This window comes from Mycobacterium sp. 852002-51961_SCH5331710, from assembly GCF_001665535.1.
In the GTDB taxonomy this organism is placed as follows: Bacteria; Actinomycetota; Actinomycetes; order Mycobacteriales; family Mycobacteriaceae; genus Mycobacterium.
On the sequence record NZ_LZSQ01000131.1, the window covers coordinates 20,976 to 46,827 of the forward strand.

Annotated in this window: 22 protein-coding genes; 2 read left to right on the forward strand and 20 right to left on the reverse strand. The window is 68.4% G+C overall.

The features are described 5' to 3' along the window. Positions 1–37: 37 nt before the first annotated feature. The 18 genes from A5752_RS26160 to A5752_RS26245 all read right to left on the reverse strand — a co-directional run bounded on the left by A5752_RS26160 (position 38) and on the right by A5752_RS26245 (position 21,259). Positions 38–2,590 (reverse strand): [protein-PII] uridylyltransferase, encoded by a 2,553-nt coding sequence (locus A5752_RS26160; RefSeq protein WP_082964077.1) that lies wholly within the window; start codon positions 2,588–2,590, stop codon positions 38–40. 77 nt (positions 2,591–2,667) lie between these two features. Next, complete coding sequence (locus A5752_RS26165; protein ID WP_018600748.1) at positions 2,668–3,006, reverse strand: P-II family nitrogen regulator; 339 nt, start codon at positions 3,004–3,006, stop codon at positions 2,668–2,670. Positions 3,007–3,039: 33 nt separating this feature from the next. Then, positions 3,040–4,404, reverse strand: a complete 1,365-nt coding sequence (locus tag A5752_RS26170) for an ammonium transporter (protein ID WP_067092133.1) — start codon at positions 4,402–4,404, stop codon at positions 3,040–3,042. A 151-nt stretch (positions 4,405–4,555) separates the two neighbouring features. After that, the gene (gene ftsY, locus A5752_RS26175) at positions 4,556–5,902 is read right to left on the reverse strand and encodes a signal recognition particle-docking protein FtsY (RefSeq protein ID WP_197500740.1); all 1,347 of its coding nucleotides are present in this window, start codon (positions 5,900–5,902) and stop codon (positions 4,556–4,558) included. A gap of 128 nt (positions 5,903–6,030) precedes the next feature. Beyond that, positions 6,031–9,618, reverse strand: coding sequence for a chromosome segregation protein SMC (gene smc / locus A5752_RS26180; RefSeq protein ID WP_197500736.1), 3,588 nt, complete (start codon positions 9,616–9,618; stop codon positions 6,031–6,033). A gap of 26 nt (positions 9,619–9,644) precedes the next feature. Then, a complete protein-coding gene (locus A5752_RS26185; protein WP_067092140.1) occupies positions 9,645–9,929 on the reverse strand; it encodes an acylphosphatase in 285 nt (94 codons plus the stop codon). Beyond that, positions 9,913–10,329, reverse strand: coding sequence for an OsmC family protein (locus tag A5752_RS26190; protein ID WP_067092142.1), 417 nt, complete (start codon positions 10,327–10,329; stop codon positions 9,913–9,915). The genes A5752_RS26185 and A5752_RS26190 overlap by 17 nt, the downstream gene beginning before the upstream one ends. Positions 10,330–10,386: 57 nt before the next feature. Further along, positions 10,387–11,259, reverse strand: a complete 873-nt coding sequence (mutM, locus tag A5752_RS26195) for a bifunctional DNA-formamidopyrimidine glycosylase/DNA-(apurinic or apyrimidinic site) lyase (protein WP_067092144.1) — start codon at positions 11,257–11,259, stop codon at positions 10,387–10,389. Next, a complete protein-coding gene (rnc, locus tag A5752_RS26200; protein ID WP_067092146.1) occupies positions 11,252–11,953 on the reverse strand; it encodes a ribonuclease III in 702 nt (233 codons plus the stop codon). Before rnc ends, mutM begins: the two co-directional genes overlap by 8 nt. Then, on the reverse strand, positions 11,946–12,548 hold the full coding sequence (locus A5752_RS26205; protein ID WP_067092148.1) for a YceD family protein: 603 nt from the start codon (positions 12,546–12,548) through the stop codon (positions 11,946–11,948). The genes rnc and A5752_RS26205 overlap by 8 nt, the downstream gene beginning before the upstream one ends. Positions 12,549–12,590: 42 nt before the next feature. Further along, entirely contained in the window at positions 12,591–13,328 is a 738-nt protein-coding gene (sepIVA, locus tag A5752_RS26210) for a cell division protein SepIVA (RefSeq protein WP_067092150.1), read from the reverse strand. 263 nt (positions 13,329–13,591) lie between these two features. Further along, a complete protein-coding gene (locus tag A5752_RS26215) occupies positions 13,592–14,158 on the reverse strand; it encodes a hemerythrin domain-containing protein (RefSeq protein ID WP_067092152.1) in 567 nt (188 codons plus the stop codon). Positions 14,159–14,242: 84 nt separating this feature from the next. Continuing rightward, positions 14,243–14,722, reverse strand: a complete 480-nt coding sequence (gene coaD, locus A5752_RS26220; RefSeq protein ID WP_067092154.1) for a pantetheine-phosphate adenylyltransferase — start codon at positions 14,720–14,722, stop codon at positions 14,243–14,245. Positions 14,723–14,733: 11 nt separating this feature from the next. Then, the gene (gene rsmD / locus A5752_RS26225) at positions 14,734–15,312 is read right to left on the reverse strand and encodes a 16S rRNA (guanine(966)-N(2))-methyltransferase RsmD (protein WP_067092156.1); all 579 of its coding nucleotides are present in this window, start codon (positions 15,310–15,312) and stop codon (positions 14,734–14,736) included. Next, entirely contained in the window at positions 15,309–18,695 is a 3,387-nt protein-coding gene (locus A5752_RS26230; RefSeq protein ID WP_067092158.1) for a pyruvate carboxylase, read from the reverse strand. Before A5752_RS26230 ends, rsmD begins: the two co-directional genes overlap by 4 nt. 25 nt (positions 18,696–18,720) lie before the next feature. After that, entirely contained in the window at positions 18,721–19,353 is a 633-nt protein-coding gene (locus A5752_RS26235; RefSeq protein WP_067092160.1) for a vitamin K epoxide reductase family protein, read from the reverse strand. Beyond that, entirely contained in the window at positions 19,350–20,126 is a 777-nt protein-coding gene (locus A5752_RS26240) for a DsbA family protein (protein ID WP_067092162.1), read from the reverse strand. The genes A5752_RS26235 and A5752_RS26240 overlap by 4 nt, the downstream gene beginning before the upstream one ends. A 35-nt stretch (positions 20,127–20,161) precedes the next feature. Continuing rightward, positions 20,162–21,259, reverse strand: a complete 1,098-nt coding sequence (locus tag A5752_RS26245; RefSeq protein WP_082964078.1) for an alpha/beta hydrolase — start codon at positions 21,257–21,259, stop codon at positions 20,162–20,164. Here A5752_RS26245 and A5752_RS26250 point away from each other — a divergent pair. Both A5752_RS26250 and A5752_RS26255 read left to right on the forward strand, forming a co-directional pair. Continuing rightward, positions 21,258–22,088 carry an aldo/keto reductase gene (locus A5752_RS26250; protein WP_067092164.1) on the forward strand — a complete coding sequence of 277 codons (831 nt, stop codon included), beginning with the start codon at positions 21,258–21,260 and terminating at the stop codon, positions 22,086–22,088. The genes A5752_RS26245 and A5752_RS26250 overlap by 2 nt on opposite strands. A 5-nt stretch (positions 22,089–22,093) precedes the next feature. Continuing rightward, entirely contained in the window at positions 22,094–22,933 is an 840-nt protein-coding gene (locus A5752_RS26255; RefSeq protein WP_067092166.1) for an aldo/keto reductase, read from the forward strand. Between the two features lie 4 nt (positions 22,934–22,937). On the opposite strand, the gene A5752_RS26260 is transcribed toward A5752_RS26255, so the two are convergent. Both A5752_RS26260 and recG read right to left on the reverse strand, forming a co-directional pair. Next, positions 22,938–23,645: an HNH endonuclease family protein gene (locus A5752_RS26260; protein WP_067092168.1), complete on the reverse strand. Its 708-nt coding sequence runs from the start codon at positions 23,643–23,645 to the stop codon at positions 22,938–22,940. After that, entirely contained in the window at positions 23,642–25,852 is a 2,211-nt protein-coding gene (recG, locus tag A5752_RS26265) for an ATP-dependent DNA helicase RecG (protein WP_067092170.1), read from the reverse strand. The genes A5752_RS26260 and recG overlap by 4 nt, the downstream gene beginning before the upstream one ends.

Genomic DNA, 25,852 nt, shown 5'->3' on the forward strand with positions numbered 1-25,852 from the left:
CGCCCGAGCAGGGCATGCAGAGCAAGAACGCCCGTGATCAGCTCGCTTCGGACACCGGCTTGGGGGGAGGCGGTGCCGGCAGCACCGCGTACAGGTCGCGTTCGATCTCGTCGCGCAGGCCCGGGTCGGCAGTGATCCCGAACAAGTCGACCACCGAGGACCCCATGGTGGTCACCTTCGCCCAGGCGATGTCGATGCCGTCGCGCTCGAAGACGGCGGTGAGCCGGGCCAGCAGGCCGGCGCGGTCGGTGCTGCGGATCTGTACGACGAGCTCACCGGACCGGGCGCCCTCGGACCACAGGATGCGCGGCGGGGCGGTGACGTGGTTGATCGGGACGGCGGCAGGCACCTCGCCCGCCCGCGCGGTGCCGTACTGCGCGGCCTCGCGTTCGCGGCGATCCAGGGCCTCGGCCACGTCGAGTTCGCCGTCGAGCGCGAGGATGAACTGCTGACGCAGCAACCCGGCCGCCGGCGGAGAGCCGAAATGCGGGGAGACGACGAACGTGTTGATCGCCGAACCCTCGTGTCCGTTGACGGACGCCGAATGCACCCGCAGCGAGTTCAGCGCCAGCACGCCTGCCGCCTTCGACAACAGGCCCCGCCGATCCGGCGCGATGATCGTGACGTTGTAGATGTGCGGGCTGTCTCCCGGCGACAGCTCCACATGCACCCCGACGTCCGCGGCGAGCGAAAGATACCGCGGGTCAATGGGATCCGGTTCGGGCAGCGGCTCGCCCGCCATCACGGTCCTGCAGCGGTGAGCCAGGTCGCCGATGAGCGAGGCTTTCCAGTCACCCCAGACGCCCGGACCGGTCGCCAGCGAGTCGGCTTCGGCGAGCACATGGAGCAGCTCGAGCAGCACGAGGTCGCCGTCTAGGGCATCGACGACGGCCGCGATCGTGTTGGGGTCCTGCAGGTCGCGCCGCGTCGCGGTGTGCGGCAGCAGGAGGTGGTGGCGGACCACCTTCGACAGGATCTCGACGTCCGACGGCCACAGCCCCAACCGGGTGCCGATCTGGGTCGCCAACTCGGCGCCGATGACGCTGTGGTCGCCGCCGCGTCCCTTACCGATGTCGTGGCACAGCGCGCCGAGCATCAGCAGGTCCGGGCGCGACACCCGCGTTGTGAAAGCGCTTGCCCGCGAAACCGTTTCGACGAGATGCCGGTCGACGGTCCAGATGTGCACGACGTCGCGGGGCGGAAGGTCGCGCACCGCTCCCCATTCCGGGAACAACCGGCCCCACAGACCGGTGCGGTCCAGCGCCTCGATTGTGGCCACCGCCGACGGGCCCGCGGCGAGCATGACGAGCAGATCCTTGAGGGCCTGGGCGGGCCACGGCGCGCGAAGTTCGGGCGCGGCCTCGGCGAGCCGGGCCAGTGTCGACGCGGCCATCGGCAATCCGGTGGTCGCCGACGCGGCGGCCACCCGCAGGATCAGGCCGGGGTCGCGCGCGGGGCGGGCGTCGCGGGCCAGGATCACCTCGCCGGCGAATTCGATGACCCCCTCGTCGAGCGGCCGGCGAGCCGGACGGCGCAGCGCCGCGAACCCGCGTCGGGGCAGTGCGTTGCCCGCCGTGCGGATTCCGGCGTCGACGTAGAAGCTGATGGTGCGCGCGGCGTCGGAGAGCATGCGCGCCAGATCGAAGCGGTCGCCGATGTGCAACGCCGCGCCGATCTCGTCGGCGTGCTGCGCCAGCAGCAGATCGCGGCCGCGACCGGCGACCCTGTGCAGTTCGGTGCGGACGTTGAGCAGCGCCATGTGAGCCTCGCCCAGCGACCCGAGCGGGGACGCGGACGTCTGGTTGGGGTACACGTCGGCCAGTTGCGCGATCGCCAACGCGTTGAGCAGTTGGACGTCGCGCAGGCCGCCGCGGCCGCATTTGAGGTCGGGTTCGGCGCGGTGCGCGATCTCGCCGCTGCGTTGCCAGCGCGCCCGCGTGTGCTCGACGAGTTCGTCGAAGCGCGAGGCGATTCCGGTGCGCCACTGCCGACGGGCTCCCCCGATCAACAGTGTCGAGAGGTCGGCATCGCCGACGATGTGGCGCGCCTCGAGCATCGCCAAGCCCGCCGAGATGTCCTCCCCCGCGACCTTCAACGCCTCGGGCACCGTGCGCACGCTGTGGTCGATGCGAATGTTGGCGTCCCACAACGGGTACCACAGCAACTCCGCCACCTGGCCGACAGCGTCGGCCGGCATGTTGTCGTGCAGCAGCATCAGGTCCAGGTCGGAGTACGGCACGAACTCGCCCCGGCCCAGCCCGCCGGTGGCGACGATCGCGAAGCCGCTGGTGGGCGTGATGCCGATCTCGGTGGCCTTGGTGGTGAGCCAGAATTCGTGCAGGTCCTGCAGCGCGTGGCGCAGGCCGGCCGAATCCAGTTGGCGGGCACCGCCTGTCAGCAGTTGTTTGATCGCGGCCGCGAGGTCGTTGGCCGGACGAGACGAGGCCGCCGCCGGCACCACCCACTGGGGGGCACCGGCGGCGGCTGATTGCTCCTCGCGCGAGCGCTCGTCGGCGGCTGAATGCTCCTCGCGCGAGCGCTCGTCGCGCTCGTCGCGCTCGTCGGCGGGACCAGGTACCTGCTTTGCCATCTCGCCCTCTCCCGCCCTCTCGATTGTCGCTTGCCGTGTGATCGGTCGGGAGACGAATTCTCAGCTCTTCAAGCGGCTCAAAGGGCGTCGGCTCCCCGCTCTCCGGTGCGTACCCGGACAACGGTGTCGACGGGGCTCACCCACACCTTGCCGTCACCGATCTTCCCGGTCCGTGCGGCCTGGACGATGACATCGACCACCTTGTCGACGGCGGAGTCCTCGACGACGACCTCCACTCGCACCTTCGGTACGAAATCCACGGAGTACTCGGCACCGCGGTAGACCTCGGTGTGACCCTTCTGACGGCCGTAGCCCTGAACCTCGCTGACGGTCATCCCGAGGATACCCGTCTGTTCGAGCCCGGTTTTGACGTCTTCGAGCGTGAACGGCTTGACAATCGCAGTAATCAGCTTCATGTAGTCGATCCCTTCCGAGGAAATTGTTGCCGATCAGACGAGCTCGTAAGCGGTTTCGGCATGTTCGGTTTCATCGATGCCGGTGTCCTCATCCTCCGGGGTGACACGCCAACCCAACGGCTTGACGATAAAGGCAATGATCGCCGTCATGATGCCAGTGAAGATAACCGCGGCCAAAGCGATGACCACCTGAACCACGAGCTGCTGGAAGCCGCCGCCGTAGAACAGTCCGGTCTCCGTTGCCAGGAATCCGATGCCGACGGTGCCCCACAGGCCCGCGACCAGGTGCACGCCGACCACGTCGAGTGAATCGTCGTAACCGAACTTGTACTTCAGTCCGACCGCCAGAGCGGACAGCGCACCGGCGATGACACCGAGGATCAATGAGCCGATCGGCGACAACGACCCGCAGGCAGGGGTGATCGCGACGAGGCCGGCGACGACGCCCGAGGCGGCGCCCACGCTGGTGGCGTGGCCGTCGCGGAGGCGCTCCACGAGCAACCAGCCGAGCATCGCGGCGGCAGTGGCGGCGGTCGTGTTGATCCACACCTGGCCGGCGAGCATGTCGGCCGCGCCCTCGGATCCGACGTTGAAGCCGAACCACCCGAACCACAGGATCGCGGCGCCCAGCATCACGAACGGAATGTTGTGCGGCCGATAAGCGATCTTGCCGAAGCCGGTCCGCTTGCCGAGCAGGATCGCCAGAACCAGTGCGGCCATGCCGGCGTTGATGTGAACGACGGTGCCACCGGCGAAGTCGATGGGCGGCACGTTCGCTTCACCTTCGTCGCTGACGCCGAAGAGCTTGGCCGCAATGCCGTTCTCGGCACCGGACAGCAGACCCCCACCCCAAACCATATGCGCGAGCGGGAAATACACCAGCGTCACCCAGATGCCGCCGAACACCAGCCAGGTGCCGAACTTCATCCGCTCGGCGACCGCACCGCTGATCAGGGCGACGGTGATGACCGCGAAGGTCAACTGGAAGCCGGCCCACACGATCGCGGGAACGGAACCGAATCCGCCCATGACGTAAAGGCTGGTGCCGTCGACTTCCAGCGTTTCCAGTAGTGGGCTCAGCCCGAACAACGCAAACGGGTTGTCGAAGACGCCCGCGATGTCGCTGCTGCCGGTATGCGCCGAGGCGAACGACATCGAGTAGCCCCACAGCACGTAGATGACGCTCACGACGCCGAGGGTGCCGAACGACATCATCATCATGTTCAGCACGGACTTCTGGCGCGATAGCCCACCATAGAAGAACGCGAGGCCCGGCGTCATGAACAGCACCAGCGCCGCGGCGGTGAGTACCCATGCGGTGTCGCCGGAACTCAACCCGTCAGGGCCGAACGGCGCGAACGCATCATCGGGTAGAGCAAGGGGTAAGGCTGAAACCACTTTGTGTGAACCTCCTTGGGAAGTGCGCCGATCGGATCGGCCTCCCGAAGAGACTCTTTTGCCGGAGTTTCACCGGTGATTCTGTTCCGTTTCCGTTAAGTGAACGGACACGCCAGAAGCGTTACGCTCATGTTTCCGCGGTCGCGAACGACTAGCCGAGCAACGCGTCGACGAACGCCGCAGGCTCGAAAGGCGCGAGATCGTCGGCACCCTCGCCGAGCCCGACCAGCTTGACCGGAACGCCCAATTCCTGCTGAACGCGGAAAACGATTCCGCCCTTGGCGGTTCCGTCGAGTTTCGTCAGCACCACACCGGTGATGTCGACGACCTCGGCGAACACCCTGGCCTGCGGCAGGCCGTTCTGGCCGATGGTGGCGTCGAGCACCAACAGCACCTCGTCGACCTCGGCCCGGCGGCTGACGACGCGTTTGACCTTGCCCAGCTCGTCCATCAGCCCGGTCTTGGTGTGCAGGCGCCCGGCGGTGTCGATGACGATGACGTCCGCGCCTTCCTTGATGCCTTCGTCGACGGCGTCGAACGCCACGGACGCGGGATCGGCGCCTTCTGCACCACGCACCACCTGCGCGCCCACTCTCGACGCCCAGGACTGCAGCTGGTCGGCCGCGGCGGCGCGGAAGGTGTCGGCCGCCCCGAGCACCACGCGGCGCCCGTCGGCCACCAGGACGCGGGCGAGCTTGCCGACGGTCGTGGTCTTACCGGTGCCGTTCACCCCGACGACCAGCAGCACCGACGGTTTGTCCTCGTGCGGCAGGGCCTTGATGGAGCGGTCGAGGTCGGGCTGTAGTTCGTCGATGAGGACCTCGCGCAGCACGGCGCGGGCGTCGGCCTCGGTGCGCACCCGGCTGCTGGCCATCCGGGCCCGCAGCGCCGAGACCACCGACTCGGTCACGACAGGACCGAGGTCGGCGATCAGCAGGGTGTCCTCGACTTCCTCCCACGACTCGTCGTCGAGGTCTCCGCCGCCGAGCAGTCCGAGCATGCTGCGCCCGAGCGTGTTCTGCGATTTGGACAGCCGGCCGCGCAGCCGTTCCAGGCGCCCTTCGGTCGGGGCGATCTCGTCGAGGACGGGCGCCGATTCAGCGGGTGCGGGCTCGGCAGGCTCCTCGACGACGGGAGCCGGTTCGGCGGGGGGCGGCTCGACGGGCGCGGGTTCGGCCGGAGGCGCGGGTCGCTCCTCGACCGGCGGCTCGGGCAACTGCACATCGGCGATCGGGCGCTTCGGTGCATCGCGCGGGATCGTGGCGTCATCGCCGACGGCGGGCAGGCCGGTGGTGTCGATGCGTTCGGCGGGCGCGGCGGGCGCAGACTGCGAGAAGGTGATGCCTGAGGAGGCCGTATAGCCGCCGGACCGGTCGATCGGGGTGGCCGTGTCGGTCTTCGACAGCCGAATGCGCCGGCGTCGATACCGGACCAGCCCGATGACGAGCGCGGTGACCAACAAAACGGCGATGACCGCGATCGCGATCCACAAACCCATCGAGCCAGCATCTGTCACGGCGCCATTGTCTCAAGGAGAGTCGCGCCGACGCCCCCGCGCCCCCTCGGGGCCGCGGTTTGTGCACCGCGTGTTGCGCTCAGCGCGCCGAACGGTGCACAGATCGCCGATCAGTTGGCGGCGCCGACCAGTTCCTGCCCGCGCATGCGCTGGCTGATCACCGCCGTGATCCCGTCATCGCGCATGGTGACGCCGTACAGCGCGTCGGCGACCTCCATGGTCGGCTTCTGGTGGGTGATCACGATCAGCTGCGACCGCTCGCGCAACTGCTCGAACAGGCTGATCAACCGGCGCAGGTTCACGTCGTCGAGCGCGGCCTCGACCTCGTCCATCACGTAGAACGGCGATGGCCTCGCGCGGAAGATCGCCACGAGCATCGCAACCGCGGTCAGCGACTTCTCGCCACCGGAGAGCAGCGAGAGCCGCTTGATCTTCTTGCCGGGCGGCCGCGCCTCGACCTCGATGCCGGTGGTCAGCATGTCGTTGGGGTTGGTCAGCAGCAACCGGCCCTCGCCGCCGGGGAACAGCGTCGAAAACACTTGGGTGAATTCGCGTTCCACGTCGGCATAGGCCTCGGTGAACACCTGCAGGATGCGGGCGTCGACGTCCTCGATCACGTCGAGGAGATCCTTGCGCGCGCCCTTGACGTCTTCGAGCTGGGTGGACAGGAAGTTGTACCGCTCCTCGAGCGCGGCGAACTCCTCGAGCGCGAGCGGATTGACCCGGCCCAACTCGTTGAGCTCGCGTTCGGCCTTCTTGGCGCGCCGTTCCTGGGTCGCCCGGTCGAACGGCATCGGGGCGGGCGCGGTCACCTGCTCGCCGCGCTCGCGCGCCTGCTCGAACTCGGCCATCTCCAATTCCGTTGGCGGCAGCGGTACGTCGGGCCCGTACTCGGCGATCAGATCGGCGGTCGCCATGCCGAACTGCTCGAGGACCTGCTCCTCGAGCTGTTCGATCCGCAGCGCGGCCTGGGCCTTGGCAACCTCGTCCTTGTGCAGCGCCTCGGTGAGGCCGTTGAACTTGCCCGTGAGCTCGTTGACCTCGTCGCGCGCCTTGGCCAGCGCGGCGGCGCGGTGCTGCCGTTCGGCGGCGACCTCGTCGCGGGCGCGCGACGCCACCGCCACGACCGCGCTCAACCGTTGTGCCACAACGCGACCCGACTCCGCGACCGCGGCGGCCACCGCCGCGGCGTGCTGACGCGCCTCGCGGGCACGCTTGGCGCGCAGCCTGGCCTCACGTTCGGCCGCGGCGGCCCGGCGCAGCGAATCCGCCCTGCCGCGAACGGCGTTCGCGCGCTCCTCGGCGGTGCGCACCTCCAGTCGGGCCTCCCCCTCGGCGGCGCGCGCCGCCTCTGCCGCGGCCGTCGTCTCCTGGCGGTTGACGGGCTCGGCCTCGAACGTCGGTTCCTGCTGCGCGTTGTGCAGTCGCTGCTCGAGCTGTGCGAGTTCCTCGACGGTGCGGGAGCGGTTGGCTTCCAGCTCATTTCGCTGCTGGATCAGCCGTTGCCACTCGTCGTCGGCGGCACGCGCATCCTGACCGAGCCGGCCCAGCTGCTCGTAGATCGCCGAGATCGCGGCGTCGGATTCGTTGAGCGCCGCAAGCGCCTGCTCCGCGGCGTCCTGACGGCTCGCTTGTTCGGCCAGCGCTCCGGACAGCGCCGCCGACAGCTCCCCGACCTGCCTCTCGGCCTCGGCGAGCTCGGCGCGGGCCTTCTCGACCTCGGACGCGATCTCCAGCGTGCTGGGTTTGCGATCGGACCCGCCGCTGACCCAACCCGCGCCCACGAGGTCACCGTCGGTGGTTACCGCCCGCAACGACGGACGGGACGCGACCAGATCGAGCGCGGCGGCCAAATCCGACACCACCACGACGTCGGACAGCATCGCCCGCACCGCACCTTGCAGCCGCGGCGGCGCTTCGACCATGTCCACCGCACGCACCGCGCCCTCGGGCAACGACTGCGTCTGTGCCGCTTCGTGATTCGGCCAGTCGCTGAGCACGATCGCGGCTCGGCCGCCGTCGGACTCCTTGAGCGCGGCGACCGCATCGCGTGCGGCGCCGGGGCTTTCGGCGGCCACCGCATCGGCCGCGGCGCCGAGCACGGCCGCGACGGCCACCTCGTAGCCGTTGCGCACCTTCAGCAGGTTGGCGATCGACCCGAGAAGCCCTGCCCCGCCGCGGTTTTTCTGCAGCCAGGCCGCGCCGTCTTTGCGGTCCAGACCGACCGACAGCGCCTCGATACGCGCGCGCAGCGAGGCGACCTGACGTTCGGCGCCGCGCTCGGCGGCCTGCAGTTCGGCGACGCGCTCGTCGGCGAGGCGCAGCGCCGCGACGGTGCGGTCGTGGTGTTCGTCGAGACCGACCTCGCCGGCGTCGAGTTCGCCGACCCGGCTCTGAACGGTCTCGAACTCGGCCTGCGTCTGCTGCGCCCGCGTGGCGGCCTCGTCGATGGTGCCGGTGAGCCGGGCGACGGTCTCGTCGATCGACTCCACTCGGGTGCGCATGGTGTCGACCTGGCCGGCCAACCGGGCCAGGCCTTCACGGCGGTCGGCCTCGGCGCGCGCGGCCGCCATGTGCGCGCGTTCGGCCTCGGCGGCGATGCGCTCGCGGTCGGCGAGTTCCGCGCGGGCCGCCTCGAGCTTGCCGCGTGACTCGGTCAGCTCTGCGAGCAGCTGGCGCTCCCGCTCGGCGACCTCGTCGGCCTGGGCTTCCAGCGCGTCGGGATCCGGTCCCGTCGACGCCTCCGGCTCGGTGTCGAGATGCTGGGCGCGCTCGCTGGCGATGCGCACCGTCGCGCTGACGCGTTCGGCGAGCGCCGACAGCGCGAACCACGTCTGCTGGGCGGCGTCAGCGCGTTCGCTCAGGCCCCCGACGGCCGCCTCGTGAGCGGCGAGTTCGGCCGTCTTGGCCTCCAGCCGGGCGGCGATCTCGTCGTGCTCACGTCGCAGCGTCGTCTCGGCCTGATTGGTGTTCTCGAACTCGGCGCGGCGGGTGACGAGATCGTCGGCGGCCAGGCGCAGCCGGGCGTCGCGCAGATCGGCCTGAATGGTCTGCGCGCGACGGGCCATCTCGGCCTGGCGCCCGAGCGGTTTGAGCTGACGGCGCAGTTCGGTGGTCAGGTCGGTCAACCGGTTGAGGTTGGCGGACATCGCGTCGAGCTTGCGGACCGCCTTCTCCTTGCGCTTGCGGTGTTTGAGGACGCCGGCGGCCTCCTCGATGAACGCGCGCCTGTCCTCGGGCCGCGATTCGAGGATCTCGGAGAGCTTGCCCTGGCCGACGATGACGTGCATCTCGCGGCCGATACCGGAATCGGACAGCAGTTCCTGGACGTCCATCAACCGGCAACTGCTGCCGTTGATCTCGTACTCGCTGCCACCGTCGCGGAACATCCGCCGGGTGATCGACACCTCGGAGTATTCGATCGGCAGCGAGTTGTCGGAGTTGTCGATCGTCACCGTGACCTCGGCGCGGCCCAGCGGCGGCCGCGACGATGTGCCCGCGAAGATGACGTCTTCCATCTTGCCGCCGCGCAACGTCTTGGCGCCCTGCTCCCCCATCACCCAGGTGAGCGCGTCGACCACGTTCGACTTGCCCGAGCCGTTGGGTCCGACCACGCAGGTGATGCCTGGCTCGAAGCGCAGAGTCGTCGGCGAAGCAAACGACTTGAAGCCCTTCAGGGTCAGACTCTTGAGGTGCACGACGTGCCACACTACCGCCGCGACGGCTATCGCTCGGTGAACCCTTGTAGCGAGTCGCGAGGTTCTGTGAAGTCGGCGACGACGTTGTCGACCCGACCCGGCGTTTCACCGCTTTGCAGCAGGTCAAGTAGCCGCCGGCAGGACTCGCGGGGGCCCTGGGCGACCACCTGAACCCGGCCGTCGGGCTTGTTCGCTGCGAATCCGGTCAGCCCCAGTTCGAGTGCGCGGGCGCGGGTCCACCACCGGAATCCGACGCCCTGCACGTGCCCGTGCACCCACGCGGTCAGTCGTACCTCAGCTAACTCCTGCATCATGTACCTCAAACGTCACTTTGGTCCCGGATTTGAGGGTGCGGCCGACCGTGCAGACCTGGTCGATCGCACGCTCGACCACCGTGAGTACCCGCGCGATCTCCTGTTCCGACAGGCCGGACAGGTCGAGTTCCATGTGTTCCTCGAGCAGCGGGTAACGCTCCTGCTCGCGGTCGGCCGGCCCGGAGACGCGGATCGTCGTGCGGTAGTCGTCGCCTAGCCGTCGCCGCAGCGGCGCGTCGCTGGCCATCCCGCTGCACGCCGCGAGTGCGATCTTCAGCAGCTCGCCTGGGGTGAAGACGCCCTCCACGTCTTCGCTGCCGACGAGCACCTCCGCACCGCGCGAGCTGCGGCCGACGTAGCGGCGCTCCCCCGTGCGCTCAACCCAGAGTTCGGTCATGGCCCCATCTTCGCCCAGACCGACGTATTGGCGGAAAAGTGCGCGTGCAATCGACCATTACGTCGGTCTCGGCGCGGTTCGTCGTACCCTCGGCCGCGGTTGGCATTTCGGGCAGTAGAACGACGAGCGGTTCATGAACTTCTCCCGCCGCATGATCGCCCCGCAGCGCCGGCACGGCTCGCCTTCGCGGCCGTAGGCGTCCAGCGACCGGTCGAAGTAGCCCGACTCGCCGTTGACGTTGACATACAACGAGTCGAACGATGTCCCACCCTGATCGAGCGCCTCCCGCATCACCTCGGCGGCCGCGTCGAGCAGTTCGGCGAGCTTCACCCGCGTCAGCGACGATGCCGGCCGGGCGCCGTTGACCTTGGCCCGCCACAGCGCCTCATCGGCGTAGATGTTGCCGATGCCCGATACGACGGTCTGATCGAGGAGCTGGCGCTTGATCTCAGAGTGCTTGCCGCGCAACACCTTCACGACACCGTCGCGGTCGAAGCGCGGGTCGAGCGGATCACGCGCGAGGTGTGCGACGGGCACCGGGACATCGGTTCCCTCGACGGTGACCATGTCCGTGAGCATCCACCCGCCGAACGTGCGTTGGTCGACGAAGCTCAACGCCGTGCCATCGTCGAGCAGCGCGGCGATGCGCAGGTGGTTCTCCCGCGGCAGCGGCCCGAGCAGCATCTGTCCGCTCATCCCCAGATGCACCACGAGCGCCGAGCCGTCGTCCAGCGTCAGCCACAGGTACTTACCCCGCCGCCCGGTACCGGTGATCGTGCTGTCGAGCAGCCGTGCGGTCAGATCCGCCGGCCCCGCGTCGTGCCTGCGCACCGCGCGCGGATGATGTACGCGCACAGCGGTGATGGTCTTGTCGACGACGTGCGCGTGCAACCCGCGCCGGACGACCTCGACCTCGGGAAGCTCAGGCATCTACCTCGGTGGCGGACAACGCATTCCACGCCGCCGCGGCCGCCTTGAGTTCGGCCTCCTTCTTGGTGCGTCCGACCCCGGTGCCGTACTCGGTGTCGGTGACGACGACCGTTGCGGTGAACTCCTTGTCGTGGTCGGGCCCCGTCGACGTGACGACGTACGCCGGCGCACCCAAGCCCCGTGATGCGGTCAGCTCCTGCAGGCTGCTCTTCCAGTCCAGCCCGGCCCCCAGCGTCGGCGCCGTGTCCAAGAGCTGGCGGAACAAGCGCAGGATCACCTCGCGGACGACCGCGTTGCCGTGTTCCAAATAGATTGCCCCCAAGAGGGATTCGACCCCGTCGGCGAGGATGCTGGCCTTGTCGGCGCCACCGGAGTTCAACTCGCCCTTACCGAGCAACAGGTAGGCACCGAGCCCGACGTCGGTCAAGTGGCGACCGACGTCGGCGAGCGCCTGGGTGTTGACGATGCTGGCGCGCAGCTTGGCCAGATCGCCCTCGGACCGCTCCGGATGACGGTGGTAGAGCTCCTCGGTGATGGTCAACCCGAGCACGGCGTCGCCGAGAAACTCCAGTCGCTCGTTGGTCGGCAGGCCGCCGTTCTCGTAGGAGTAGCTGCGATGGGTGAGCGCCATGGTGAGCAGTTCGTCGGGCAGGTCGACGCCCAGCGCCGCCAGCAGCGCGGCGCGGTCAGTCACGCGTGTCCTCAGTGGGATCGTCGGCTCCGCCGACTGTGTCGAACATGCCCGCCAGCTTGGCCCAGCGCGGATCGAGCTGCTCGTGGTGGTGGCCGGGTTCGGCGGTGGCCAGCGCCACGCCGCAGTCGGGACACAGGCCGGCGCAGTCCGGACCGCACAGCGGGGCGAACGGCAGCGCCAACCCCACGGCGTCGATGATCGGCTGCTCGAGGTCGACGGTGTCGTCCACCACGCGCCCGACCTCGTCGGCCTCGGTGGTCTCGTCGGTGGCGCTGTCGGGATAGGCGAACAGCTCGGTGAGGTCGATCTCGACGTCGCCGGTGACCGGGGTCAGGCAGCGGGCGCAGTCACCCGACGTCGGCGCCGACACCGTCCCGCTGACGAGCACGCCCTCCGACACCGACTCGACCCGCAGGTCGAGCGCGAGCGGCGCGCCCTCGTCGATGCCGACCAGGTCGAGGCCGATCCGCGTCGGGCTGGGCACCGTCTCGGAGACGGCCATCATCGAGCCGGGCCGTCTCCCCAGCCGGGAAATGTTGATCACAAGCGGCGATTGTGACGCGCGATGCGTCGCCGCTTTGGCATGCGTCGCCATAATCACCCATTTTACGGCGAGGTTTTTCGGCGACCTCCGGAGCTAGCGCGCCGCGTAGTCGTGCGTGCCGGCGGCGGTCCGAAGCTGGTGGCGACCGCGTCCGACCGAGCGCAGCGTGCCGTTGAGGAAGTCCTCGAATTCGGCGAGCTTGCTGTCGACGTAGATGTCGCATTCGCCGCGCAACCGGTCGGCCTCGGCGTGCGCCGAGTCGATCAACCGGGTCGCCTCGGCGGTCGCGGTCTGCACGATCTCGGTCTGCGACACCAGGCGCTGCTGCTCCTTGATGCCTTCCTGCACGGCCTTCTCGTAGGCGAGGTTGCCGCTCTCGATGAGCCGGTCGGCCTCGGTTTTGGCCCGTCCGGTGCTGGCCTCGTACTCGCGCTTGGCGGTGGCGGCGACGCGATTGGCCTCCTCGCGGGCCTCGCCGACCATCCGCTCGCTGTGCTGGCGGGCCTCGGACACCATCCGATCGGCCTGGGCCTTCGCATCGGCGAGCAGCCGATCGGCCTCGGCGCGGGCGTGGTTGAGGACGGAGTCGGCCTCGGCCGTGGCCGTCGACACCATCTGGTCGGAGTGCTCCTTGGCCTCGCGCAACATCCCGTCGCGCGCGTCGAGCACATCCTGGGCGTCGTCGAGCTCGCCGGGGATGGCGTCCTTGATGTCGTCGATCAACTCGAGGACATCGCCGCGGGGCACGACGCAGCCTGCCGTCATCGGCACGCCGCGGGCTTCTTCCACGATTGCGCTCAGTTCATCGAGCGCCTCAAAAACTCGGTACACGGCAACACCCTCCAGGCGAAGTTGACAGTTACTAGTGTGCCTGGTGTTACCCCTGTGACTCAGTTTCCCGCCCGGTGTGTCGCCCCGGACGTCCGAAATTCACGGATTGCTGAGTCTCTCCCCTTCCCAGGCCGCAACTGCTGACTGAATTGCTGTCCGCATTATGTCAACCCGGTGATGCGCTGCCGACGTCGACGCCGAACGTGAGCTTGTGTCCGACACTTCGGACACAAGCTCACGTTCGGCTGCAGAAGGGGTTGCGGTTACTTCACCGCGGCGCCGATGAGGTCGCGCGCGCGGTCGAGCATCGACGCGAAGGGGCCCAGCGCGAAGTTGGCTTTGGCCGACTCGACGCCGGCATGCGGATGCGTCGGCGCGATCGCCTCGGCGGCCTGCACGGCGCCCGCCATCCGCTTGAGGTCGTCGCCGTCGAGGTTCTTCTGGAGGTGACTGAACTCCTCGCGCTCCTCGTGCTCGGCGTGCTCGACCACGTCGTCGCGGAACTTCGTGAGCTCGTCGATGAACTCCTTCGACCCGATGTCCATCTTCTCGAGCTTCGACAGAAATTCCTTGGCCTCGTGCTCCTCCTTGAGGCGCGCATCGACGATCGCCTCACCATCGGCGACCTCCTTGCGGGCGCGCGGATGGACCACCATTTCCTCGGCGGTCTCGTGCACGGCGAGCAGTTGACGCAGATCGGCGAACGCCTTCTCACGGGCCTCCGTCTCTGAGGCGCTCAGCACTTCTTCGAACAAATCCTTGATCAGGTTGTGCTGATCGGTCAGGAACTTCACGACGTCATCGGTGTTTTGGACGAATGTTTCAGCCATGGCAGAAACTCCCTGCATTTTCGGTAGTGGTGGGTGCGCGAATGGGCTGTGCGCTGCCCTCTGACTACCCCTGCCGAAAGCGGGCTAACCCTGACGCAGCTTGGCCTGCACGCGCGTGTTGACCGCGGCGGGCAGCAGGTCGGAGACGTCGCCGCCCATCGACGCGACCTCCTTGGCCAGCGACGAGGACACGAACGAATAGCGCGGTGTGGTGGCCACGAAGAAGGTGTCGACACCGGCGATGTGCTTGTTCATCTGCGCCATCTGCAGTTCGTATTCGAAGTCGGTCCCGGTGCGCAGGCCCTTGACGATCGCGGTCATACCGCGCTGCCTGACGAAATCCACCACCAGGCCCTGACCCGACTCGACGCGCAGGTTCGGCAGGTGGGCGGCGGACTCCTCGATCATCGCAATGCGCTCTTCGAGGGTGAACATGCCCTTCTTGTTCGGGTTGACCAGAACCGCGACGATCAGCTCGTCGAACTGCGCGGCGGCGCGCTCGAAGATGTCGACGTGCCCGAGCGTGACCGGGTCGAAGGATCCTGGGCATACCGCGCCGCTCATGAGCGATGACGCTAGCAGGGCCGCTCGGACGCTTCGGCAAGCTCCAGGCGGGTGTCGCCGTATGTGCGTGACGGCCACTCCCGCCAGCCCGGCGGCCACGACAACGGGGGCCCGTTCGCCGCCCGTTCCACCACGACGACGGTTCCCGCTCCGGCCCAACCGCGTTCGGCGAGCAGCCTCAGCACCGACTCGACCTCTTCGGCGGCGACCTCGTACGGCGGATCCGCGAGCACCAGGTCGACCCGCCGCGGGGCGTCCGCGGCCAGCACCGCGGCCACCGCCCCGCGCCGCACGGTCGCCCCGGCGACACCGAGCGCCGCGACGTTGTCGGCGATGACGGCCGCGGCGCGCCGATCGGACTCGACGAACGTCGCCTGCACCGCACCGCGGGAGAGCGCCTCGAGCCCGAGTGCACCCGAGCCGGCGTAGAGGTCGAGCACCGCGGCCCCGCTCAGGTCGACGCGCGCGGCCAGCACGTTGAACAACGCTTCGCGCACCCGGTCGGTGGTGGGACGGGTTCCAGACCCGGATCGCTGTTGCGGCACGGTGATTCGTCGACCGCCCAGCGCGCCGGCGATGATGCGGGTCAGCTGACCACCACCAGCAGATCGCCGCCTTCGACCTGTGCGGTCTCGGATACCGCGACCCGACTCACCTTGCCCGCCTTCGGCGCGGTGATGGCGGCCTCCATCTTCATGGCCTCGATCGTGGCCACCGTCTGGCCGGCCTCGACCTCGTCGTCGACGGCGACTCCGACGCTGACCACCCCGGCGAAGGGCGCGGCGATGTGGTCGGGATTGGCCTTGTCCGCCTTCTCGGCGGTGGGAATGTCGCTGGCGACGTTGCGGTCACGCACCAGAACGGGCCGCAACTGGCCGTTGAGGATGCACATCGCCGTGCGCATGCCGCGCTCGTCGGGATCGGAGATGGCCTCGAGCCCGATCAGCAGTTCGACCCCGCGTTCCAGTTTGACCCGGTGCTCCTCGCCGCTGCGCAGCCCGTAGAAGAACTGGTTGGCCGACAGGCTCGACGTGTCGCCGTACTGTTCGCGATGGGCCTCGAGTTCCTTCGTCGGCCCGGGGAACAGCAGCCGGTTCAGCGCGGCCTGTCGCTTCGGTCCGGCCTGCGCGAGCAACGCTTCGTCCTCTTCGCTGAGTTCCTCCTGCGATTTGGCCGGGGCGCGGCCGGCCAGCGCCTTGGTGCGCAGCGGTTCGGGCCATCCGCCCGGCGGATCGCCGAGCTCGCCGCGCAGGAACCCGATCACCGAATCGGGAATGTCGAAACGCGCCGGGTCCGAGGCGAATTCGTCGGCGCTGATGCCGGCACCGACAAGCGCGAGCGCGAGGTCGCCGACCACCTTCGACGACGGGGTGACCTTCACCAGCCGTCCCAGGACCCGGTCGGCGGCGGCGTAGTTGGCCTCGATCTCCTCGAAACGGTCACCGAACCCCAGCGCGATGGCCTGCTGGCGCAGGTTCGACAGCTGACCACCGGGGATCTCGTGGTGATACACCCGCCCCGTCGGCGCCGGAAGACCAGACTCGAACGGCGCGTACACCTTTCGCAGCGCCTCCCAGTACGGCTCGAGGTCGCAGACCGCCTGCAGCGAAAGCCCGGTGTCGTACTCGGTGTGCGCGGTCGCGGCGACGATCGAACTCAGCGCAGGCTGGCTGGTGGTGCCGGCCAGCGGCGCGGCCGCGCCGTCGACCGCGCTCGCACCCGTCTGCCAGGCCGCCAGGTACGTCGCCAACTGTCCACCCGGGGTGTCGTGGGTGTGCACGTGCACCGGCAGGTCGAAGCGGCTGCGCAGCGCGCCGATCAGGGTGTGCGCGGCCTGCGGGCGCAGCAGCCCGGCCATGTCCTTGATCGCCAGCACGTGAGCGCCGGCGTCGACGATCTGCTCGGCGAGCTTGAGGTAGTAGTCCAGCGTGTAGAGGTTCTCCCCCGGATCCGACAGGTCGCCGGTGTAACTCATCGCGACTTCGGCCACCGCCGTACCGGTTTCGCGCACGGCGTCGATCGCGGGGCGCATCGACTCAACGTTGTTGAGCGCATCGAAGATGCGGAAGATGTCGATGCCCGTCGCCGTCGCCTCGGCGACGAACGCGTCGGTGACGATCTCCGGATACGGCGTGTACCCGACGGTGTTACGCCCACGCAGCAGCATCTGCAGGCAGATGTTGGGTACGGTCTCGCGCAGCGCGGCCAGCCGCTCCCACGGGTCTTCCTTCAGAAACCGAAGCGCCACATCGTAAGTCGCACCACCCCAGCATTCGAGCGAGAGCAGCTGCGGCGTCATGCGCGCGATGTAGGGCGCCACCATCAGCAGCCCGTTGGTCCGCACCCGGGTGGCCAGCAGCGACTGATGGGCATCGCGGAACGTCGTGTCGGTGACGCCCAACGGTTTCGAGTCGCGCAACCACCGGGCGAACCCCTCGGGGCCCAGCTCGGTCAGCCGCTGCTTGCTGCCGTCGGGCGCCGCGGCGTCGAGGTCGATGCCGGGCAGTTTGTCGTGCGGGTACACCGACGCGGTGCGCGGGCCGTGCGGCTGGTTGACCGTCACGTCGGCCAGGTAGTTGAGGATCTTGGTGCCGCGGTCGGCCGGTGTTCGGGCGGTCAGCAGATACGGGCGCTCGTCGATGAACGACGTGCTGATCCGCCCGGCGCGGAAGTCCGCATCGTTCACCACGGCCTGCAGGAACGGGATGTTCGTCGACACCCCGCGAATCCGGAACTCCGCCAACGCACGTCGCGCCCGCGCCACCGCGGCACCGAAGTCGCGGCCCCGGCAGGTCAGCTTCACCAGCATCGAGTCGAAGTGCGCGCTGATTTCGGCGCCCAGATGCGTACCGCCGTCCAGCCGGATGCCCGCCCCGCCCGGCGTGCGGTACCCGGTGATGCGGCCGGTGTCGGGGCGGAACCCGTTGGCCGGATCCTCGGTGGTGATCCGGCACTGCATCGCGAAACCCCGCGGTGCGGGCAGCGCGTCCTGGCTCAGTTCGAGGCTCTCGAGGGTCTCGCCGTCGGCGATGCGCAACTGGCTCGACACCAGGTCGACGTCGGTGATCTCCTCGGTGACGGTGTGCTCGACCTGGATGCGCGGATTGCACTCGATGAACACGTAGTGACCGCGCTCGTCGAGCAGGAACTCGACAGTGCCGGCGAACGTGTAATCGATCTCCTTGGCGAACGCCACCGCGTCGGCGCAGATCCGTTGCCGCAGTTCGTCGGACAGGTTCGGCGCCGGCGCCAGCTCGATGACCTTCTGGTGCCTGCGCTGCACGCTGCAGTCGCGCTCGAACAGGTGCATCACGTTGCCGTGGGTATCGGCGAGGATCTGCACCTCGATATGGCGGGGGTTGAGCACCGCCTGCTCGAGGTACAGCGTCGGATCGCCGAAAGCGGACTCCGCTTCGCGCGCCGCGGCGTCGATCGCGTCGGGTAGCGCGTCGATGTCGGTGACCCGTCGCATCCCCCGCCCGCCGCCGCCGGACACGGCCTTGACGAACAACGGGAACTCCAGGTTCTCCGCGGCGGCCAACAGTTCCTCGGCCGACGCCGAAGGAGGCGACGAGTTCAGCACCGGAAGCCCCGCAGCGCGGGCCGCCTCGATCGCACGGGACTTGTTGCCCGTCAACTCGAGCACTTTCGCGCTGGGCCCCACGAACGTGATGCCGGCCTCCGCGCACGCCGCCGCCAACGCCGGATTTTCCGACAGGAAGCCGTATCCCGGGTACACCGCGTCCGCGCCGGCATGCCGGGCCACCCGGATGATTTCGTCGACCGACAGGTACGCCCGGACGGGATGACCGGTCTCGCCGATCTGGTAGGACTCGTCGGCCTTCAGCCGGTGCACGCTGTTGCGGTCCTCGTAGGGGTAGACCGCGACGGTGTCGATCCCCATCTCGTACGCGGCGCGGAAGGCGCGGATCGCGATCTCGCCGCGATTGGCGACCAGGACCTTAGAAATCACGGGCTACCTTAACTCTGCGGCCGGATCAGATGAGCGTGGACCAGTAGCTCCAGAAGCGCACGAGGATCAGCAGGATCAGGGCGGTGAACCACAGCGCGACAAGTGACCACCGCCAGGTGTGCAGCACCCGCGTCACGGCGTTGCCGTGCTGGGGCGCCAGCGCGATGACCGAGGCGACGACCAGCAGCGGGATCGTCACCGCCCACACGACCATGCAGTACGGGCACAGCGCACCGATGCGGTAGAGGCTCTGGAAGATCAGCCAGTGCACGAACGCGGCGCCCAGCAGCGTGCCGGTGGCCAGACCCGCCCAGTACCAGCGCGGCAGTTCCACCCGGGCGAGCGCCAGCACACCGGTCACCAGGACGATCGTGAACGAGACGATGCCGATCAGGGAGTTGGGGAAACCGAACGCCGACGCCTGCGGCGTGATCATCACCGAACCGCAGGACAGCACGGGGTTCAAACTGCACGACGGCACGTACTCCGGATCGATCAGCAGCTCGATCTTCTCGACCGTGAGCGCGATCGCGGCGGCCAGTCCCAGCACACCGGCGATGAGGATCCAGACCGCGCTCGGCCGACCCACCGACACCCCCGCCGGCGGCTCAGCCGCGGGATCGGTCGGCGAGACGGCGCCGGGCGCGGCGACCGTCACGGCCTCGGCGGCGGGGTCGGGTCGGCGTTGGGCGGCGGTGCCCCGGCGTCCAATCCGGGCACATCGCCGACGATCTTCTTGATCTCGGCGATCAGCGCGTCCGGCGTCGACGGCGAGTAGTCATTGCCGTTGATCCGGATGGTCGGCGTCGAGTTCACGCCGCTCGCCTTCGCCAGCCCCTTGACCATGTCGTTGAAGCGGCCGCCGTTGATGCAGTTCGGAACGTCACCCGTGACCCCCGCCTGCCGGGCGACCTCGATAAGCCGGGCGTTGTCGGGGAACGGGCCGACGCCCTCTTCGGGCTGCTGGGCGAAGAGCGCGGCGTGGAAGCGTCGGAAGGCGTCGGTGTCGGCCTCGGCCACGCAGTAGCCGGCGTTCGCCGCGCGGGTCGAATACCCCTGCCCCGCGCGGTCCAGGATCGAGACCATGTTGTAGTCGGCGGCCACCGCTCCGGTGTCGATCAGCTTGTTGACCGTGGGGCCGAACTGCTTCTCGAAGTTGCCGCACGCCGGGCACAGGAAGTCCTCGTAGAGCGACAGCACCGCCTTGGGCTCGGATGTGCCTTCCTTGGTGATCAGGTTGCTCGACGCCACGCGCACGGCCCGGGTCTCGCCCTCACCGGGTTTGTCCTCTTTGGTCATCACGATGTACAGCACAAGCGCGACAGCGAAGATGACGACGACGGACGTCAACCCGATCTGCACGGCGCGGTTGCGTCGGCGGTCGGCCGCCTTCAGGTCGTAGCGCGGGGTCTTCTTGGGTTTCGAGGCCACGCCGGTAAGAGTACCGGCGCGATTTCCCCGCCCGGTCAGCCGCGGGCGAGATGCGCCCGCAATGCGGAAATCACCTCGGCCATCGCGGTGGCGCTGTCGCCGCCGAACGGGAAGAAGTTCGCGAAGCCGTGGATCAACGAGCCGAACTCGCGGTGGTCGACGCGAACCCCGGCCGCCCGCAGGGCGTCGGCGTATTGCCTGCCTTCATCGCGCAGCGGGTCGAAACCGGCGGTGACGATCAGCGTCGGCGCCAAGCCCGACAGGTCGTCGGCGAGCAGCGGCGACACCCGCGGGTCGCCCGGATCGATCCCGCCGCGCAGGTATTTGGCCCGACACCAGCGCAGGTCGTTCCGGGTGAGGAAGAACCCGTCGTCGAACAGTGCCTGCGACCGGGTCTCGTCGCGGTAGTTGACCACCGGATACAGCAGGAACTGCAGGGCGGGTTGCGGTCCCTCGGCGCGGGCGCGGTGCGCGACGAGGGTCGCCTGGTTGCCGCCCGCACTATCGCCGCCGACGGCGACGCCCTCGGGGTCCGCGCCCAGTTCGGCAGCGTGCTCGCATGCCCAGCCGAACGCGGCGAATGCGTCGTCGTTACCGGCGGGCGCCGGATGTTCGGGCGCCAGCCGGTAGTCGACCGACAGCACGTGCATGCGGCCCTGGCGGCAGATCAGCCGGCACAGGTCGTCGTGCGTGTCGAGGTCGCCGAGGACTTGGCCGCCACCGTGGTAGAAGACCAGCAGCGGTGCTCCGTCGCCGTCGGCGGGGCGGTAGTGGCGCGCCGGGATGGGGCCGCCTGGACCCGGAATCGAAAGGCTCGACACCGACGCGACCGGGATGTTCTGTTTGAAGGCCGCCGCCAGCATCCCCAGCAGCGCGCGCGCCTCGGCGTCGTCGGGACTCAGCGTCAGCCCACCGATGCCGACGGTCTTCTGGCCGGCGAGCATCAGCTGCATGGTCGTGTCGAGGGTGTTGCCGTCGATGACCACGGAACGACGGCCCAGCAGCAGTCGCTTCACGGCGTCCGGTATCCGCGGAAACGCACGCGACGTCACGCCGCCGGCCTTGACCATCGACACCTTCGCGCGCTTCGGCGGTACGACCGGCTCCGCCTCGCCTGGCAGACTCGAAGTCATGGCATCTCCCTCGATCACTTTGAACGACGGTAATTCGATACCTCAGGTTGGGCTCGGTGTTTGGCAGACCCCGCCCGAGGACACCGAACGTGCGGTCGCGACCGCCCTCGAGGCCGGCTACCGGCACGTCGACACCGCCGCCGCGTACCAGAACGAACGCGAGGTGGGTCAGGCGCTCGAGAAGTCGGGCGTACCGCGCGATGAGGTCTTCATCACCACCAAGCTGTGGAACGCCGATCAGGGCTACGACACCACGCTCACCGCCTTCGACAAGAGCATGAAGCGGCTCGGGCTCGATTACCTTGACCTCTACCTCATCCACTGGCCGATGCCGGCCAAGGGCGCGTTCGTCGAGACGTTCAAGGCGTTCGCGCACCTGCGCGAGCAGGGTCGCATCCGGTCGATCGGGGTGAGCAACTTCGAGCCCGAACACCTGCGCGAACTCGTCGACGCGACAGGGATCGTGCCCACGGTCAACCAGATCGAACTTCACCCGCTGCTGCAGCAGGAGGAGCTGCGCGAAGTGCACGCTCAGATGGGCATCGCCACCGAGGCGTGGAGCCCGCTGGGCCAGGGATCACTGCTCAAGAACGACACCGTGGTCTCGGTCGCCGAGAAACACGGCAAGACGCCGGCCCAGGTGTTGATTAGGTGGCATATGCAGCTCGGCAATATAGTCATCCCGAAGTCGGTGACCCCCGAGAGAATCGTGAGCAATTTCGACGTGTTCGATTTCGAACTGAGCGAACAGGACATGGCATCCGTGTCCGAGCTCGGCGACGGCACTCGGTTGGGCCCCGATCCACGGACCTTCGAATTCACGGGATAGGTGAAATGACCGAATCGGGTGCGGTTCCGACCGTCACACTCAACGACGATCACACGATGCCGGTGTTCGGTCTCGGCGTCGGCGAGCTGTCGGAGTCCGAGACCGAGGAGGCGGTGCTCGCGGCGCTGTCCGCCGGGTACCGGCTGATCGACACCGCCGCGGCCTACGGCAACGAGGAAGCCGTCGGCCGGGCCATCAAGTCGTCCGGGGTTCCGCGCGACGAGATCTTCGTCACCACCAAGCTGGCCACGCCCGACCTCGGCTTCCAGTCGTCTCAAGACGCGCTCAAGGCCAGCCTCGACAGGCTCGGCCTCGACTACGTCGACCTGTACCTGATCCACTGGCCCGCCGGTGAGCACGGCAAGTACGTCGACAGCTGGGGCGGGTTGATGAAGCGCAAGGAGGTCGGCGACACCAGGTCGATCGGCGTCGCCAACTTCCACGCCGAGCACCTCTCCGACGTCATCGACCTGTCGTTCTTCACCCCGGCGGTCAACCAACTCGAGCTGCACCCGCTGCTCAACCAGGCGGAGCTGCGCGAGGTCAACGCCGGCTACGGCATCGTCACCCAGGCCTACGGACCGTTGGGCGTCGGGCACCTGCTCGAGAACGAGGCGGTCACCTCGGTGGCGCAGGCACAGGGCAAGACGCCCGCACAGGTGTTGATCCGGTGGAGCATTCAGCTGGGCAACGCGGTCATCGCCCGGTCGTCGAAGCCGGATCGGATCGCCTCGAATCTCGAGGTCTTCGACTTCGAGCTCACCGATGACGAGATGGGCTCGCTCAACGGGCTCGATGAGGGCAAGCGGTTCCGCCCGGACCCGGAAACCTACACCGGCACCTAGGCTTTCAGCCCGTCGGGCAGGTGGCGGCGGCGTTGCGCAGCACGCCGGCCGACGGAGCGTCGATCGGCAGCCCGTAGCCGCGCAGCACCGCGATGAACTGAATCGCGTACTGGCAGTGGAACGCCGCGTTGGCCGGCATCCAGTTCGCGGGCTCGTGATCTCCCTTGTCCTGGTTGGCGTTTCCTGCGACCGCGATCAGATTCGCCGGGTCGTTGGCGAACCGGACCCGCAGGCCCTCGGGCCAGCCACGCGCGCCCAGGTCCCACGCGAGCGCCAGCGGGACGATGTGGTCGATCTGCACCGCCGCCCCGGTCTTCTCGCCGCGGGTGAAGGCGACGACGGCGTTGGTGTACGGGTCGTGCAGGACTCCGGTCGCAACGGCGTTGGGGCAGCGCTTGATCGACACGAACGTCTTGTCGTCGAGGTCGCGGTTGAGGATGTCGTTGCGGGTGTCGCAGCCGTTATGCCCTCCCGGTGCCGCGTTGTCGTCGGTCCAACTGTCCCCGAAGGCCGCTCTGCGGTAGTCGTATCCGCGGATCCGCAACGGGATGACGGGCACCCCGGCGAGGACGTCGACGCCTGGCGCGACGGTCGGAATGTCGGCCCGCGCGATGAAGTGTGCGCGCTCCCCCGCCGAGTTGACCGCCTGTACGGCGACGATCACCGCGAGCGCGACGATCGTGGTCAGCCACCACAGATGCTTGCGGTTCATGCCTTGTCCAGGAACTCAACGCGGTCGGTGTCGACGAACGGCCCGGCCAGCGCGGCCATCCCCGGATTCGCGGGGTCTCGCTCGTACAAGCGGGCGCAGAAGTCGCGGGCGGTCTCGATGATGTCGAGGTGCTCCTGCAGAGACAGGAAGCGCAGCGTGATCGCGCGGCCGGACTGGTTGTAGCCCAGCACATCTCCCTCCTGGCGCTCGCGCAGGTCCAGGTCGGCGAGCGCGAAGCCGTCCAACGTCGACGCGACGGCGGAAAGCCGGGCGCCGGCCTTGCTCCCCTGCGGCAGCTTGGTGACGAGCAGACACAAGCTGGGGTGCGCTCCGCGACCGATCCGTCCGCGCAACTGGTGCAGCTGGCTGATACCGAAACGGTCGGCGTCCATCACGACCATCACCGTCGCATTCGGCACGTCCACCCCGACCTCGATGACCGTCGTGCACACCAGCACGTCGATCTCTGCGGAGCGGAACGCGGCCATCACGGCGTCCTTCTCGTCGGCGGGCAGCCGGCCGTGCATGAGCCCGAGCCGCAGACCCGAGAGCGGGCCGCGGCGCAGCCGGTCGAACAGCTCGACGACCGTGATTGGTGGCGGGCCGCCCTCTTTGTCGTTGGCGGTCTTGTCGCTTTCGTCGATCCGCGAGGCCACCACGTACGCCTGCCGACCCTCGCGCACCTCTTCGGTGATGCGTTGCCAGACCCGGTCCAGCCAGCGCGGGTGTTCGCTGAGGAAGACGGTGTTGGTGGTGATCGGCTGCCTGCCCCGCGGCAGCTCGCGCAGCGTCGAGGTCTCCAGATCGCCGTAGTAGGTCAACGCGACGGTGCGTGGGATCGGGGTGGCCGTCATCACCAGCAGATGCGGAGTGATGCCCTCGGGGGCCTTGCCGCGCAGGCGATCCCGCTGCTCCACCCCGAAGCGGTGCTGTTCGTCGACGACAACCATGCCGAGGCGGTGGAACTCGACGGCGTCCTGCAGCAGGGCGTGCGTGCCGATGACGATGCCCGCCTCGCCGCCTGCGACTTCGTCGCGCACCGCGCGCTTCTGTTGCGCCGACATCGATCCGGTCAACAGCGCGATGCGCGTGGCGTTCTCCACGCCACCGAGTTGGCCTGCCATCGCCAACGGACCGAGTACGGCGCGGATCGACCGGGCATGCTGTGCGGCAAGGACTTCCGTGGGGGCGAGCAGCGCACACTGATAACCGGCGTCGACCATCTGAAGCATCGCCAGCACCGAGACGATGGTTTTACCCGAGCCGACCTCGCCCTGCAGCATGCGGTTCATCGGCCGGGTTCCCGAGAGTTCGCCCGAGATCACGTCGAGCACATCCTTCTGGCCGCCGGTCAACTCGAACGGCATCTGTCGGTGCATGGCGGCGACGAGCCCGTCGTCGCGGCGAGGGGCGGCCGGACCGGATTCGCTGAGCTCACCGTGGCGTCGGCCGACCAGTGCCCACTGCAGCCCGATGGCCTCGTCGTACGTCAGGCGAGCGACGGCGGCATCGCGGTCAGCGGATCTCTCGGCGGTGTGGATGGCCCGCAGCGCTTGGTCTTCGGTGATCAGATTGTGTTGTCGCAGAAAGGATTCCGGAAGAGGTTCGGGGACAGGGTCTAAGACGTCGAGCACCTGACGCACGCAGGCGTAGATCTCCCAGGTCTGCACCTTCTTGTTGGCCGGATAGATCGGGAAGAAGTCGCGTTCGAACGCCGCCAGCAGGTCCTCACCGGTCGTTCCGGACGCCTCCGCGATGGCGCGCAGCGACTTGGACCCGCGCACGTTGCCGCTCTCGTGCAGTACGAGAAACGCCGGATGGGTCAGCTGCATCGTGCCCTTGAAGTAGCCGACCTCCCCCGAGAGCATCACCTTCGCACCCTCGACCAACTGCTTCTTGAGGAACTTGACGTTGAAGAACGTCGCGGTCACCTTCGGCCTGCGGTTCCCGAGCGTGACGACCAGATACTCGCGCCGCGGCTGCCGGTTCGTGTACCGCACTTCGGCTTTGGAGATCGTGTCGACGAACGTGACATGGACGCCCTCTTCGAGTTCCTCGCCCTCGTTGACGGTCGTCATCTCGTCGCTGTACTTGCGGGGGTAGTGACGCAGCAGGTCGTTGACGGTGTGGAAGCCGAAGTACTCGGCGAGCGGATCCGCGGCCTTCTTGCCGATCACGAAGTCGAGGCGGTCGTGCAGCGTCGCCAC

Excerpts from the sequence above, each read along its gene's own strand:
- A5752_RS26160 (WP_082964077.1), bottom strand. The coding sequence starts at position 2,590 with ATGGCAAAGCAGGTACCTGGTCCCGCCGACGAGCGCGACGAGCGCGAC.
- A5752_RS26165 (WP_018600748.1), bottom strand. The coding sequence starts at position 3,006 with ATGAAGCTGATTACTGCGATTGTCAAGCCGTTCACGCTCGAAGACGTC.
- ftsY (WP_197500740.1), bottom strand. The coding sequence starts at position 5,902 with ATGGGTTTGTGGATCGCGATCGCGGTCATCGCCGTTTTGTTGGTCACC.
- A5752_RS26185 (WP_067092140.1), bottom strand. The coding sequence starts at position 9,929 with ATGCAGGAGTTAGCTGAGGTACGACTGACCGCGTGGGTGCACGGGCAC.
- A5752_RS26190 (WP_067092142.1), bottom strand. The coding sequence starts at position 10,329 with ATGACCGAACTCTGGGTTGAGCGCACGGGGGAGCGCCGCTACGTCGGC.
- mutM (WP_067092144.1), bottom strand. The coding sequence starts at position 11,259 with ATGCCTGAGCTTCCCGAGGTCGAGGTCGTCCGGCGCGGGTTGCACGCG.
- A5752_RS26205 (WP_067092148.1), bottom strand. The coding sequence starts at position 12,548 with ATGGCGACGCATGCCAAAGCGGCGACGCATCGCGCGTCACAATCGCCG.
- A5752_RS26215 (WP_067092152.1), bottom strand. The coding sequence starts at position 14,158 with ATGGCTGAAACATTCGTCCAAAACACCGATGACGTCGTGAAGTTCCTG.
- coaD (WP_067092154.1), bottom strand. The coding sequence starts at position 14,722 with ATGAGCGGCGCGGTATGCCCAGGATCCTTCGACCCGGTCACGCTCGGG.
- A5752_RS26250 (WP_067092164.1), top strand. The coding sequence starts at position 21,258 with ATGGCATCTCCCTCGATCACTTTGAACGACGGTAATTCGATACCTCAG.
- A5752_RS26245 (WP_082964078.1), bottom strand. The coding sequence starts at position 21,259 with ATGACTTCGAGTCTGCCAGGCGAGGCGGAGCCGGTCGTACCGCCGAAG.
- A5752_RS26255 (WP_067092166.1), top strand. The coding sequence starts at position 22,094 with ATGACCGAATCGGGTGCGGTTCCGACCGTCACACTCAACGACGATCAC.
- A5752_RS26260 (WP_067092168.1), bottom strand. The coding sequence starts at position 23,645 with ATGAACCGCAAGCATCTGTGGTGGCTGACCACGATCGTCGCGCTCGCG.